The organism is Iningainema tapete BLCC-T55 (assembly GCF_014698965.1).
GTDB lineage: Bacteria > Cyanobacteriota > Cyanobacteriia > Cyanobacteriales > Nostocaceae > Iningainema > Iningainema tapete.
Map to the genome: position 1 here is coordinate 62,257 of NZ_JACXAE010000084.1, position 14,114 is coordinate 76,370.

Genomic DNA, 14,114 nt, shown 5'->3' on the forward strand with positions numbered 1-14,114 from the left:
GATCATAATGAAATAGCCCTACCTGCGCGAAAAGTTTTGTCAGTCAATCAACTTTGACATTATCATTTATCAAAACATTGTAAAAGCGATCGCTAAGTTCTGCATCAACTTGACTAACATCTTGCCATTCTTGACTGAAGTGAACCAATTTTTTCGCTTCATCTAAAGATATTTTTTTAATTTCTTTTAGTATTACAATTGACTGAGTTTTTGAACATCCATGTTTTCTTAAAAAGCTAAGGATCAACTCTAAATCTTTACCTTCTGCCAGCATATGCTGAGAAGATTCAACCAATAATTCTGTACTTTCCATCAAATTTCTCCTAATTGTATTTTTAGATTTTTGTTAGCTCAATATCTATGTTCACATTTTTTCCCACATTAGCCCCACTGACTCGTTTCCCAGTAATTTGTAATCTTTCAAACCCAGCAGCTTTTGCCTCTTGTACCAATTGATTTTTCAACTCTAGTACTTCTCTAGTTGATAATTCAAATTTCCGAACATCTTTTGGAAAGATAGATATATTCTTCAGCTTAAGTGTTTTTCCTTCAATACTTACCTCTGCCGCTACTTCCAGAGAACCTTGAGAAGTTGAAAATTCCTTTAAAAGAACTTCTTCATCCCCAAAACCACTAAAACTACTAGGATTGTTCAGCATTATGTACCAGAATACCTGCAATAAAATTTATAACAGGAAGTGAGAACTGATGACGCTTTTCTCCTCTTTTTCGTCAGGACATCTGTATTAACAACAGATAACCTTCCATTCTTTTATACCTGTACATTTGCTTTTTCCTTTCGCGTCTGGTTAGAGATATTTCCCCATCTTTAATTATGGCTTGTTAGACGATTTCGTGAATAGTATCTGTAGAAGGCGTTTTGTAAATTATATTAAGTAAATATCCTCACCAAACCGCCCATCTATCATATTTTTCCGCAACAACCTGTATCATTGAGCCGGAACATAGTAAGCTTTGGCTCATGACTGTAACCATATGCCTCTAAAACTTTTTTTGTCACTCCATCAAAAGTTGGGTCAATAATATACTCTTGGGTATCCGGGTCTATGGCAATATACCAGTTATGGTGAGCCTCAATCAAACTAGGACGCAGGCGATCAAAAATAACGCGACATCGCGCCGCTAGCTCTAAGCGCTGTTGCTGACGACTAGCTAATTCTTCCGATGAAATTGGCTTGCGGGGCAAGGTACTGCGTCGCGGTAGTTGTTGTGTCATGGTAATTTGCCAAAAGTGATTTTTCCTTGGTATTAACCTACAGTTAGCGTTGAAGACTAAGTGCTGAATTTCCCTTTTAAGATTGTAAAATAAAGAAGTCGAGAAGATAGGTAATACAAACAGCAAGGTACTGATGACTTACCCGGAACTGCGTCAAAAAATCGAACAGCAACTAGCCCAACTTCCACCCGATCAACTTTTTCTAGTCAGTGACTTCCTTGATTCCCTCCAAGGCAAAAGTACTACTAGTGAACACTCACTCCATCGGGTTGAACAGTCCGATCCGTGGGTTGAATTTGCTGGTATGTTCAAAGACGACCCGCTCTTTGATGAATTTGTAGAGGATATGGCTGCTTATCGACGTGAACTGGATGCTGAAGTTGCTGCTAATGAGATCATTTCAGAGGAGCGCCAATCAGTGTGAGTCGATATATCCTAGATACTGATCATGTTACTCTGTTCCAACATAATAACTCCAAAATTATACAACGTGCCAGAACTGTTGGTAGTTCAAACATATTTGTTACAATTATCACGCTTGAAGAGCAATTGAGAGGAAGACTAGCAGGCATTAGTAGAGCGGCTACAAAACCGGAGCAGTTCCCAGTTGCTTATCACAACCTCCGAAGAACTTTGGTTTATTTTTGTAGTGTGAATTTGCTGGATTTTGATGATGAAGCATATAACTGCTACCAGAATCTGCGGCAGCAAAAAATTCGCATAGGTACACAAGACCTGAAAATCGCTGCCATTGCTATAGCTAATCGGACAATCCTTGTTACACGCAATCAGCAGGACTTTAGCAAAGTTCCTGATTTAGCACTATTAGATTGGACGGAGTAATCATATTCCAGTATAAGTACGTAATTATAAATCGATTATCAGCAAAATTGCGTATATTTATCGTTATCAAATCACAACTAGCCAGCCATGCTTGAGTAGAAGTGAGGAAGTATACACGCGCCTTCTTTGGCTATTCCCATTCCGCTACGCCTGTACTAGTAACACAATGACTACAAACAACAATGTATATCAGCAGTTTTTAGCCAGTATCCATCCCTTCAACCTGTTGGAGAGTAGCAAAATTGAACGTATCGCCAACAAACTTGAACCGTTGCGCTATCGGATGGGGCAAGCCATTTTGGTTAAAGAATCTCTTCCTGCTAAAATTTATATTCTCTACCAGGGACAAGCACGCAATTTAGCATACCCTCAAAGTACGATCGCACCCGTTACATTAGAACGACTAGAACCAGGCGCGATTATCGGTGCAGTGGGAACAATCCGAAATACCGCATGTGAAACAGCGATCGCATCTACTGATTCTATTTGTCTTACCCTAAAAGTATCCGACTTCCAACAATTATTAGCCACAGAAGCCGAATTTAGCAATTACTTTTACAACCAATGCAGTACAATTGAAATATACGATTTGTTAGCAGCAGAGTTAGAACGTCGGGGACTAAGTTGCGATCGCTTAAAAGATATTGCCACAATTGCTGCCCAAAAGGCAAAAATTCTCAACCTACCATCAGGAAAAACCTCACTTCAACAGTTAGAACCTAACTTTTTGTGGCTTGTCAGTAGCACTGGTAGTAGCCATCCCGTTAATTCTCGACTTGAACTTACAGATAACCAACAATCCTTACTCAGTTCTGGTAAATCAGGAATTCGCCTCATAGGGTTTGCCGATCCTTCCTTATCATTCTCCCATTCAGATCCCCTACTCCCTCCCTCCACAGAGAACACCAATTGGGATCATATCCCTCTCGCCCCAGAAAAACCCGAAGCACCACAACAAACTCATCAATCACACAAATATCCTTATATTCATGGTAGAGGACCAGTTGACGCCACTCTCGCTTGTTTCCAAATGTTATCTCAACACTGGGATATGCCGTGGAGACGAGATGTCATCAAACGCGCACTCGTCAACAACTATCAACGTACTGGTACAGTCTCCATTGAACTATGTGGTGCTGTCGCTGAACTAATGGGACTAAAATCCCAACTCGTGCAAATACCCGCCATCGCCATATCCCAACTGCCTACACCCGCACTACTTCCTTGGCAAGATAGTTTTGCAATTCTTTATAAAGCTACAGAAAAAGAACTAATCTTCGCCATTCCCGAACAGGGAATAACCCGTAAAAAACCAGCAGACTTTATCACTACTTGGGGTGAAGAAGGGCAAGTTTTATTATTACAATCAACGCCCGAAACTGCAAAAAAACGGTTTGGGTTAAGTTGGTTTGCTCCTGCTATTAAAAAACATAAAACTGCTTTAACTGAAGTATTCATAGCTTCCTTATTCGTTCAATTATTAGGTCTAGCTAACCCTTTAATTACCCAAGTAATTATTGATAAAGTTATTATCCAAAATGGTATAAATACTCTCAACGTTTTGGGTAGTTTATTAATAGTAATGGCAATCATTGAGGGGATTGTTACTTGGCTAAGAACCAACTTATTTGCCGATACAACCAACCGCATCGATTTATCTTTAGGTGCAGAAGTAATTGACCATTTATTAAGATTACCATTACGCTACTTTGAGCGGCGTCCTGTAGGGGAAATATCTTCCAGAATTAATGAACTCGAAAATATTCGCTCATTTCTCACAGGCACAGCTCTTACTGTAGTTTTAGATGCGATCTTTTCAGTTATTTACATTGCAGTGATGGTATTTTACAGTTGGCTGCTAACAATTGTCGCACTAGCAACTGTACCATTATTTGCACTGCTAACATTTATCTTTGCTCCCATCATTCGTAGTCAAACTCGTGGTAAAGCCGAACGCAATGCGGAAACCCAATCATATTTAGTAGAAGTTGTTTCCGGAATTCAAACTGTCAAAGCTCAAAATATTGAACTTAATTCTCGGTGGCAATGGCAAACACGCTACGCTAAATATATTAGCTCTAGCTTTCAAAATGTCCTTACCTCCAATACTGCTGCTGCGTTAAGCAACTTCCTCAACAAACTTTCTGGTTTACTACTGCTATGGGTGGGTGCATATCTGGTATTGCAAGGAGAAATCACTCTTGGACAACTGATTGCCTTTAGAATTATTGCTGGATATACGACAAGTCCATTACTAAGATTAATTCAACTTTGGCAGAACTTCCAAGAAACAGCACTATCACTAGAAAGACTTGCAGATATCCTCGATAATCCTCAAGAAAGTGAGATTGCTGGACGTAATAATATCCCCATGCCAGCAATTAGGGGAAGTATAAATTACGATCATGTCACGTTTAGTTTCGCTAAATCTCCCAATCCTCAACTTAATGGCATTACTTTGGATATTCCTGCTGGTACGTTTGTCGGAATAGTTGGACAAAGTGGTGCGGGTAAGAGTACTCTAACTAAACTTATCCCCCGATTGTATGAACTTGATGCAGGGCGAATCTTGATTGATGGGTACGACATTAGTAAAGTTGAACTTTACTCTCTACGCTGTCAAATCGGTATGGTGTTGCAAGATACCTTGTTGTTTGACACCACTGTACAGGAAAACATTGCTTTAACAGTACCCGATGCGACACCAGAAGAGATTATCGAAGCGGCAAAGATTGCTTGCGCTCACGACTTTATTATGAAACTGCCTCTTGGTTATAACACCCGTGTGGGAGAAAGAGGTTCTGCATTATCAGGGGGACAAAGACAAAGACTAGCGATCGCACGTACTGTACTACAAAATCCCCCCCTCCTCATCATGGATGAAGCAACCAGTGCATTAGATTACGTTACCGAACGGCAGATGTGTATAAATTTAGCTGCCGCATTTAAGGGTAGAACAGTACTGTTTATCACTCACAGGTTAGCAACCATTCGCAACGCCGATATTATCTTGATGATGAATCAAGGAAAAATTGCCGAAAGAGGAACACACGATGAACTCATGAAAATGAATGGACTCTATTATTGCCTCTATCAACAACAAGAAGCAGCCGGAGTATTAGCTTAAAGTACAACAACCACTATTTAATTATGAATACTAATAACGGTAACGGCACAAATGGAAATGGCAATGGTTCTATCCCAAAATTAGCACAATCGACCAATGCCACACTTGAGACAATTTTACCAAAACCACCTTCTACTAAACCACGCTACGTTGCTAAATTTGATCAACCAGTCATCTTACAACAACCTAGAAAATGGTCACGCGCAATTTTATGGAGTTTACTACTCGTAACTAGTGGTACAGTAGTATGGGCGTCAATTGCTAAAATTGAAGAAGCTGTTTCTGCTACAGGCAAACTCGAAGCTTCTGGTGCAACAAAAGATGTTCAAGCACCTGTAGGAGGGGTAGTCAAAGAAATCTTCGTTAAGGATGGACAAGCAGTTAAGGAAGGACAAACCCTCATCTTGCTTGATAATACTACTGCCAAAGCCCAACTTGATTCATTAACGAAAATTCGTGATTCTCTTGTCCGAGAAAATCAATTTTATCAATCTCAATTGCGTGGTACTACTGTTAATATAGCTCCACTTCCGATTAAAAGTGAGATGGTTGATTTAACCAAAAGCCGCGCTGCACTAATAGCAGAAAATCAAATGTACCGCGCTCAGTTAAATGGTGCTATCTCTGTAAATAATCTCACACTTGAACAAAAAGAAAGATTACGTTCCAATCAAGTTGAACTAGACGCAAGAGTTACAGCCGCGTCTTCGCAAATCGATCAATCTAAACGTCAACTCCAGCAAACTAACATCCGCCTTGCTTCCACAAAAGACACTCTGAAAATGAACCAGCGGATCTTGGCGGATCTTACTCCATTAATGAAAGATGGAGGTATTTCCAGAATACAATATATTAAACAACAAGAAGAAGTCAGAAATAGCCGCAGTGAAATCGATCAACTTACGCAAGAAAAAGCACGTCTAGTGGCTACAATTACGGAAGGACAAGCGAAACTACAAAATACTGTCGCAGTATCCCGTAAAGATTGGCTGACTCAAATAGCTGAAAATAATAAAAGAATTGCGGAAATTGACTCTCAATTAACTAAAGCAATTGTTGATAATAATAAAACAATAGCTGAAACTGACTCGCAAATGAGTCAGGCAAAGATGAATTTAAAGTATCAGGAGATTAAAGCTCCGGCGAATGGAACTATATTTGAATTAAAAGCACATACGCCTGGATTTGTGGCAACTGTTCGGGAACCTATTTTGAAGGTTGTTCCTAATGATAAACTGATCGCTAAGGTATACATAACCAACAAGGATATCGGGTTTGTTAAAGAAGGAATGACTGTAGATGTGCGGATTGATTCATTCCCATTTAGCGAATTTGGTGATATTAAGGGTAAATTGGTATCGCTCGGCTCAGATGCACTACCACCAGATCAAATTTATCCCTTCTATCGGTTTCCCGCGAAAGTACAACTAGACGCTCAGCAGCTAAAGGTTAATGGCAGAAATATCCCTCTACAGTCAGGGATGGGGGTAAGCACGAATGTCAAAATTCGAGAACGTACAGTCTTGAGTATCTTTACAGATATGTTTAGCTCTAGTATTGAAAGCTTGAAAAATGTCAGGTAAATACTGTAGAGATACATTTTGTGGAGGCAGGCAACATGAGCTGCTCTTATCTGTGGGCACAGCAGGGATGCCCAGCCCACAAGAATTGGCATAGATAGTAGCGATAATATCAAATTTAAACTTGTAAAAGTAGTAGTCAACTTTACCGGCAATTTTAAAGTGGCTATGATTCAATAGTGCCAAATAGAAATAAATCTAAACAGAGATTTAACAATGGAACATCGCGAAGGAAGCCTCAAAGGAGTCAGAGGAGTAAATCTCTATTACCAAAGCTGGCATCCACTAGGTAATCCATGTGCGATCGCATTGATCGTACATGGTTTAGGAAGTCATAGTGGTTTATTTAGCAACGTAGTTGAGCATCTGATCAAATGTGGATATGCTGTTTATGGTTTAGACTTGCGGGGACATGGACGCTCACAAGGTCAGCGAGGACATATCAATAGTTGGTCTGAGTTTCGAGAAGATCTCAAAGCTTTTTTGCAATTGATTGAGACTCAACAACCGGGATGTCCACGCTTTCTTTTAGGACATAGTTTGGGAGGGGTGATTGCTTTAGACTATGTACTACGCTTTCCTAAGTCTGTACAAGGTTTAATTACGATGGCTCCTCCTTTGGGACGGGTTGGCGTTTCACCGCTCAAGTTAACTTTGGGGCGTACACTTTCACAGGTGATGCCACGTTTCGCACTTAATACTGGTTTTGCTAGCGCTACAGCTTCAAGCGATCGCAACGTGCTGGCAATCTCGACCGATCGATTCATGCATTCTCGTGGCAGCGCACGTCTAGCAACAGAGTTTTTAGCGGCGATCGCTTGGATTCAATTCCATGCAGATGATTTACAAGTGCCAATTTTAATTCTTCATGGTGGAGCAGATCAAGTAGCTTTGCCTGAAGGTAGCCGTATCTTCTTTGAGAAGATTAGCTTTCCAGACAAAGAGCGTTACGAATATCCCCAAAGCCGTCACGCCCTTCATCGAGATCTTGATTATCCAGAGATACTAACGAACTTAGAAGATTGGTTGCGCAGACACCTCAGCCCCTTTGGGGAAGTCAAAAGTCAAAGAGATTGGGGATTGGGGATTGCGGATTGGGGTAGGGTGCTTTGTAGTACACAGTCCCCAGTCCCTAGTACCTAGTCTCGGAGCGCCCATTCATCCCATACCAACGTAGATGTATGGTGTGGAATGGGCGCGACCTGGTAAAATTTTCCTAATTTTTACAACTTACTCCTGATCCCGTCTTATTACGTTGTTTAAAGTTCTATAGCCTTTTAATTACGAACACCCAGCTACTGCGGTAAACTATGCCTTGATTATGATTCTTTTCCACTAAAAGAATTCTAGGAAAGGAGCTTTTTAATGTCTCATACCGTAAAAATCTACGATACCTGTATTGGCTGCACCCAGTGCGTCCGTGCTTGTCCCACAGACGTACTAGAGATGGTTCCTTGGGATGGCTGTAAAGCTGCTCAAATCGCCTCTTCACCTCGAATTGAAGACTGCGTGGGTTGTAAGCGCTGCGAAACTGCTTGTCCTACTGACTTTTTAAGCATCCGGGTTTATCTGGGCGCGGAAACTACTCGCAGTATGGGTCTAGCTTACTAGAAATTTATTTGGAGACGTTCCATCGGAACGTCTCTACTTTGCCAAAACACCACTTTTGTGTTAGCAACTATACTGGGGTTAATAATCCTAGTATTGGAGTGGTGTGAGCAATGTGCGGCATCGTCGGCTATATTGGCACTCAAACGGCAACAGAAATTTTGCTCTCTGGGCTAGAAAAGCTAGAGTATCGAGGCTACGACTCGGCGGGAATAGCCACGGTATGGGAAGGAGAAGTTAATTGTGTCCGGGCAAAAGGTAAGTTGTACAACTTACGTTCTAAACTGGAACAAGTAGAAACTCCTGCCCCAATTGGCATCGGTCATACTCGCTGGGCAACTCATGGTAAACCAGAAGAGTACAATGCCCATCCTCATATGGATATGGCAAAGCGCGTGGCAGTGGTGCAAAATGGTATTGTCGAAAACTACCGTGAGTTGCGCGAACAACTCAAAGCTAAAGGGTATGAGTTTCGCTCAGATACAGACACTGAAGTTATACCCCACCTCATTGCTGATTTTTTAAAAAACTCCCCCCCTGTCCCCTACTCCCCCTCGCCCTTCTTCGATGCAGTTCGTCAAGTTGTTAACAAACTCGAAGGGGCGTTTGCGATCGCTATCATATCTGCTGACTACCCAGATGAACTAATTGTCGTTCGCCAACAAGCTCCTTTAGTAGTGGGTTTTGGACAAGGTGAATTTTTCTGTGCTTCAGATACACCAGCGATTCTTCCTTACACTAAGGCAGTGCTACCGTTAGAAAACGGCGAAATGGCACGCCTCACACCCTTGGGCGTCGAAGTTTACAACTTTGCTGGAGAGAGGTTGAAAAAATACCCCCGCCTCCTCAACTTGAATCCCATTATGGTAGAAAAGCAAGGATTCAAGCACTTCATGCTCAAGGAAATTTACGAGCAACCGGGAGTAGTGCGGGCTTGTTTGGATGCTTACTTCAACAATGATTGGAATGTAGATAGTTCTACAACCCCAATTAATCTCGGTTTACCACCAGAGTTTTACGGTGACTTAGAACAAATTCAAATTCTTGCCTGTGGTACTAGTTGGCACGCAGCTTTAGTGGGTAAATACTTACTCGAACAAATAGCGGGGATTCCTACTCAGGTGCATTACGCTTCTGAATATCGCTATGCTCCGCCACCTCTGACACCTAATACACTGACAATTGGCGTTACCCAATCCGGTGAAACTGCTGATACCTTAGCAGCTTTGGCGATGGAAAAAGAACGTCGCAGTGGTAAGGAACCTAAGTATGAAGCGCGACTTTTGGGTATTACTAATCGCCCAGAAAGTACTTTAGGTCAAATGATATTTCATATTATTAATACTTTGGCGGGAATTGAAATTGGGGTGGCAGCGACGAAAACTTTTGTCGCCCAATTGATGGCGTTTTATGCTTTGGCGTTGGATTTAGCGTATCTTCGTAAAAATATTTCCCCAACTGAACTACTAGAGATTATTGGCGGGTTACGGCAGATACCCAGAGAAATGGAAATTCATCTGGAAATTCAAGAGCGTTATATTGAGCAACTGGCTCATGAGTTTACAGATACTAAAGATTTCATCTTTTTGGGAAGGGGGATTAACTTCCCCATTGCATTAGAAGGTGCACTGAAATTAAAAGAAATCAGCTACATTCACGCAGAAGGTTATCCAGCCGGGGAAATGAAGCACGGACCAATTGCTTTGTTGGATGTTAAAGTGCCAGTAGTGGCGATCGCTATGCCTGGTAATGTCTACGAAAAAGTCATTTCCAACGCCCAGGAAGCAAAAGCCAGAGATTCTCGTTTAATTGGCGTCACTGCAATTAAAGATGGAGAAGCTGCAGAAATTTTCAACGACTTGATTCCTGTTTCTAATGTAGAAGAATTGCTTTCTCCCATCCTCACGGTGATTCCTCTGCAGTTATTAGCTTATCATATCGCCGCCCGTCGCGGTTTAGACGTGGATCAACCCAGGAATTTGGCGAAGTCTGTGACGGTGGAATAGTTTAAAGATCGGGGTGAACGTGTTTTCGCGATACCCTAGAAGGGTATCGCTAGACATACCAAGCCTGCCTACGCAAGCTATTAGTTACCGACAAACATAAGTAGTAATTAAACGAGGTGTAAAAATGAAAACGGAACGCGAGAGAGAAGAGATAATCAAGAATATCAACGTACTGTTACACAGCGCTTACGACAGCACTTTAGATGAAATTCTCGCATTATTAAAGAAAATTGATGATGAAGAGGATGAAGAAGACATTAGAGATGCTCGTGCTGAATTAGAAGATATCAAAATAAATGGTGGTATACCGTGGTCGGAAATTAAAAGAGATATGAAAAAGGACGTGGCGTGAATTATCAAGTTATATTCTCATGCATGGGCATTAAAACAGTTCAACAAACTATCATCAGACCTTCAAGAACGCATACAAACCCGTATTAATGAATTAGCAACAGAACCTCGCCCGAACGGGGTAAAAAAGTTAGAGGATGATTTGTATCGTATTCGAGTAGGAGATTATCGAGTTATTTATCAGATACAAGACGATATTTTATTAGTAAATGTTGTCAAAGTTAGCCATCGTAGTAAAGCGTATCGTGATGAAAGTTGATTATGCTGTATTAGGAGATAGGGAGATCATTTTCAACGCTGACAAATTATCATCATAATGAAAAGGTTCTACTTGATTTTATTTCTTGGCTTTATCTTGGTGGCTACATTTTCTTCTTTATTATTATCGAATATTTCCTCTGCCCAGATAACAAAGTTAATTCCCCAAAAAATTGAAAAATCAAATCTATCTATTGGATTGTCAGAAGTTGTGCAGATTCCCGTTAGTGGAACTGCGGAGAATAGAGTCGCACGATTAAATTTTTTAACTCACGCAGGTGATGGTAGCGGAAGGTTATTTGTTAACGATATGCGTGGCAAGCTCTATGTCATAAATAATCATAAAGCTTATGTGTATATGGATTTAAAAAAATTAGTTTGTTCCGGTTTTAGCTATGACACAGGTCAACAAGGTTTTGCCTATTTTACTTTTCACCCCGAATTCGCAAAGAATGGAATTTTTTATACTGTGCATAGCGAAGAAAAAAATAATCAAGTTCCTGATTTCCCTGTCACCAAGACAATTTTCGATAACAAAGGCAAGGTTAAAGAAAGTTCCCACCATGATGTGATTCGCGAGTGGAAAGCTGACAATCCTGCAGCTAATATTTTTTCGGGAACATTCCGGGAAATTCTTCGTATTGAACAACCTTACCCAGATCATAATGTCGGGCAATTGGGCTTTAATCCCAATGCTAAACCATCAGATGCTGATTATGGGATGCTGTATATTGCGCTTGCAGATGGTGGTAGCGACGGGTTTCCTGTGAGCAAAACAGATCCCCTAAATGTTGGACAAGACCTCAGTACACCCCTTGGTAAAATTCTTCGTATAAACCCTTTTGGTCAAAATAGCGCCAATAGTAAGTATGGTATTCCGCAAAATAATCCTTTTGTTCAGGATGGTAATCCGAAGACACTAGGAGAAATATGGGCTTATGGATTGCGTAATCCTCATCGTTTTAGCTGGGATACTGGTGGTACAGGCAAAATGTTAATTGTTGATGTTGGTCAGGTTTTGAGCGAAGAAATTAATCTGGGCATTAAAGGCGCAAATTACGGATGGGGAAACCGCGAAGGAACCTGGGTTGTGGATGAAAAAAATGAGAATGCCGCGTATCCATTACCTAAAAATGATGCCCAGTATGGTTATACGTACCCTGTTGCACAGTATGAGCATGATAGACCAAAAGATTGGTCTGGTTTTTATGCGATCGCCATTGCAGGTGGTTATGTTTACAGGGGTAAAGCAATTCCAGAATTGGTAGGTCAGTATATTTTTGCTGATTTTGGACATGATGGACGTTTTTTTCATGTACCTGTAGATGAACTTGTCAACGGTAAGCAAGCTCGGATCAAAGAACTCAAAATTTTTGACGGTACACGAGAAACTTCTTTGCTCAAAATTATTGGGAGTGATCGCTCTGATGTCCGCTTTGGAATAGACGAAGCAGGAGAAATTTATGTTACATCTAAAAGTGATGGTAAAGTGAGAAAAATAGTTCAAAGAAAATGAGTTTATGCTTGACTTCACAAGATATTCTCGGCTTCTGATCGCATCTAAGTAATTCACTGGTGATGATAAAAAAAATTACTTTACAAATAGCTACGTGTACTTTATTACTTACCTTGTTGGTGGTGCAGCAAAGCAACGGAAATACAAGAGCCAACATACAAGGCATTATGGACAGTAATGCTAAGGTAGAAAAGTTGTCAGATGGTTTAAAGTTTACAGAAGGACCAGTTTGGGACAAGAGTGGCTTTTTACTCTTTAGCGATATCCCAGCCGATACAATTTACAAGTTAGATAACGGTAAACTTTCTGTATTTCGTCGTCCTGCGGGCAATCCTAACGGTAATACCTTCGATGAACTTGGCAGGCTAATTACTGCTCAGCATAATCGCCAACTTGTACGCACAGAAAAAGACGGTAAAACCACAATTTTAGCTCAAAACTTTCAAGGAAAGCGTCTCAATAGTCCAAATGATGTTGTGGTTAAGTCTGATGGTAGCATTTACTTTACTGACCCACCCTATGGTATTGATAAGGGAAAAGAAGAACTTGGTTTTTATGGCATCTACCGTTTGACACCTAATAAAAACTTGGTTTTACTTAGCAAAGAAATGGTGCGTCCTAATGGGTTAGCTTTCTCTCCAGATGAAAAAACACTGTATGTTACTGATTCGGAACAAATGCATATCCGTGCGTTTGATGTCAAGTCAGATGGTACCTTGACTAACAGCAGGATTTTTGCAGAGTTAAAAGAACCCAAAGATAAAGGAGTACCCGATGGCATGAAGGTAGATGTTAAAGGTAATATCTACTGTAGCGGTCCAGAAGGAGTGTGGGTTTTTTCGCCAAAAGGTCAACTTTTGGGCAAGATTTTTGTGCCAGAAGTGGTAACTAATTTGGCTTGGGGCGATAAGGACTACAAAACGCTTTACATCACAGCAGGTAAAGGTGTTTACCGCATCCGCCTCAAGATCGCCGGGATACAACCAGGAAAGAGAAATTAACTATGAGTGTAACTTTACAATTCCCTCCAGCGCTGAAATTTACGGATGAAGAATTTGAGGAACTTGTAAATTTTAATAAAGAGTTACGACTAGAATTAACAGAGCAAGGGGAACTTGTAATCATGTCACCCACTGGGGGAGAAACGGGAAATTATAACTTTGAACTATACATTGATTTAGGTATTTGGAACCGTCAAAATCGCCTTGGCAAAGCATTTGATTCTTCTTGTGGTTTTAAATTGCCAAATGGTGCAACTCGTTCCCCAGATGCTGCTTGGATCAAGATGGAAAGATGGGAAGCACTTACACCAGAGCAAAGAAAGAAATTTCTGCCTTTATGTCCTGAGTTTGCTGTAGAAATAGTGTCAGAAACAGATGATGTAGAGGATACACGAGCAAAAATGCGGGAATATTTAGCTAATGGTTTACAGCTTGGTTGGTTAATTAATCCAAAAGAAAAGCAGGTTGAAATTTATCGTCCTAATCAAGAGGTAGAAATTTTACAGTCACCTAAAACTTTATCAGGCGAGAATGTTCTACCAGGTTTTGTTTTAGATTTGCAGTCAATTTTTAGTTAAATAGCAAAA

At 40.7% G+C, this 14,114-nt stretch carries 15 protein-coding genes; 12 read left to right on the plus strand and 3 right to left on the minus strand.

Annotated elements, in window-relative coordinates; translation table 11 throughout:
- Positions 1 to 43: 43 nt before the first annotated feature.
- From ICL16_RS27530 to ICL16_RS27540, 3 genes are all read right to left on the minus strand, one after another.
- Positions 44 to 313 (minus strand): hypothetical protein, encoded by a 270-nt coding sequence (locus ICL16_RS27530; RefSeq protein WP_190834486.1) that lies wholly within the window; start codon positions 311 to 313, stop codon positions 44 to 46.
- A 22-nt stretch (positions 314 to 335) separates the two neighbouring features.
- Entirely contained in the window at positions 336 to 659 is a 324-nt protein-coding gene (locus tag ICL16_RS27535; protein WP_190834488.1) for a hypothetical protein, read from the minus strand.
- A gap of 266 nt (positions 660 to 925) precedes the next feature.
- Positions 926 to 1,237: a hypothetical protein gene (locus ICL16_RS27540; protein ID WP_190834490.1), complete on the minus strand. Its 312-nt coding sequence runs from the start codon at positions 1,235 to 1,237 to the stop codon at positions 926 to 928.
- A 133-nt stretch (positions 1,238 to 1,370) separates the two neighbouring features.
- Between ICL16_RS27540 and ICL16_RS27545 the strand changes: the two genes are divergently transcribed.
- The 12 genes from ICL16_RS27545 (at position 1,371) to ICL16_RS27600 (ending at position 14,105) form a co-directional block, all read left to right on the plus strand.
- The gene (locus tag ICL16_RS27545; RefSeq protein ID WP_190834602.1) at positions 1,371 to 1,661 is read left to right on the plus strand and encodes a hypothetical protein; all 291 of its coding nucleotides are present in this window, start codon (positions 1,371 to 1,373) and stop codon (positions 1,659 to 1,661) included.
- Positions 1,658 to 2,080: a PIN domain-containing protein gene (locus tag ICL16_RS27550; protein WP_190834491.1), complete on the plus strand. Its 423-nt coding sequence runs from the start codon at positions 1,658 to 1,660 to the stop codon at positions 2,078 to 2,080. Before ICL16_RS27545 ends, ICL16_RS27550 begins: the two co-directional genes overlap by 4 nt.
- A gap of 166 nt (positions 2,081 to 2,246) precedes the next feature.
- Positions 2,247 to 5,207 (plus strand): peptidase domain-containing ABC transporter, encoded by a 2,961-nt coding sequence (locus ICL16_RS27555; protein WP_190834493.1) that lies wholly within the window; start codon positions 2,247 to 2,249, stop codon positions 5,205 to 5,207.
- A gap of 23 nt (positions 5,208 to 5,230) precedes the next feature.
- The gene (locus tag ICL16_RS27560; RefSeq protein ID WP_190834495.1) at positions 5,231 to 6,790 is read left to right on the plus strand and encodes a beta-barrel domain-containing protein; all 1,560 of its coding nucleotides are present in this window, start codon (positions 5,231 to 5,233) and stop codon (positions 6,788 to 6,790) included.
- A gap of 213 nt (positions 6,791 to 7,003) precedes the next feature.
- The gene (locus ICL16_RS27565; protein ID WP_190834498.1) at positions 7,004 to 7,930 is read left to right on the plus strand and encodes an alpha/beta hydrolase; all 927 of its coding nucleotides are present in this window, start codon (positions 7,004 to 7,006) and stop codon (positions 7,928 to 7,930) included.
- A 222-nt stretch (positions 7,931 to 8,152) separates the two neighbouring features.
- Positions 8,153 to 8,398 (plus strand): photosystem I iron-sulfur center protein PsaC, encoded by a 246-nt coding sequence (gene psaC / locus ICL16_RS27570; RefSeq protein WP_138505291.1) that lies wholly within the window; start codon positions 8,153 to 8,155, stop codon positions 8,396 to 8,398.
- Between the two features lie 110 nt (positions 8,399 to 8,508).
- Entirely contained in the window at positions 8,509 to 10,401 is a 1,893-nt protein-coding gene (gene glmS, locus ICL16_RS27575) for a glutamine--fructose-6-phosphate transaminase (isomerizing) (RefSeq protein ID WP_190834500.1), read from the plus strand.
- Between the two features lie 124 nt (positions 10,402 to 10,525).
- Positions 10,526 to 10,753 (plus strand): hypothetical protein, encoded by a 228-nt coding sequence (locus ICL16_RS27580; protein ID WP_190834501.1) that lies wholly within the window; start codon positions 10,526 to 10,528, stop codon positions 10,751 to 10,753.
- Between the two features lie 3 nt (positions 10,754 to 10,756).
- Positions 10,757 to 11,011, plus strand: a complete 255-nt coding sequence (locus ICL16_RS27585) for a type II toxin-antitoxin system RelE family toxin (RefSeq protein ID WP_420485309.1) — start codon at positions 10,757 to 10,759, stop codon at positions 11,009 to 11,011.
- A gap of 57 nt (positions 11,012 to 11,068) precedes the next feature.
- Complete coding sequence (locus tag ICL16_RS27590) at positions 11,069 to 12,526, plus strand: PQQ-dependent sugar dehydrogenase (RefSeq protein ID WP_190834504.1); 1,458 nt, start codon at positions 11,069 to 11,071, stop codon at positions 12,524 to 12,526.
- A gap of 62 nt (positions 12,527 to 12,588) precedes the next feature.
- Positions 12,589 to 13,527, plus strand: coding sequence for an SMP-30/gluconolactonase/LRE family protein (locus tag ICL16_RS27595; protein WP_190834506.1), 939 nt, complete (start codon positions 12,589 to 12,591; stop codon positions 13,525 to 13,527).
- Positions 13,528 to 13,529: 2 nt separating this feature from the next.
- The gene (locus ICL16_RS27600) at positions 13,530 to 14,105 is read left to right on the plus strand and encodes a Uma2 family endonuclease (RefSeq protein WP_190834508.1); all 576 of its coding nucleotides are present in this window, start codon (positions 13,530 to 13,532) and stop codon (positions 14,103 to 14,105) included.
- Positions 14,106 to 14,114: the final 9 nt, after the last annotated feature.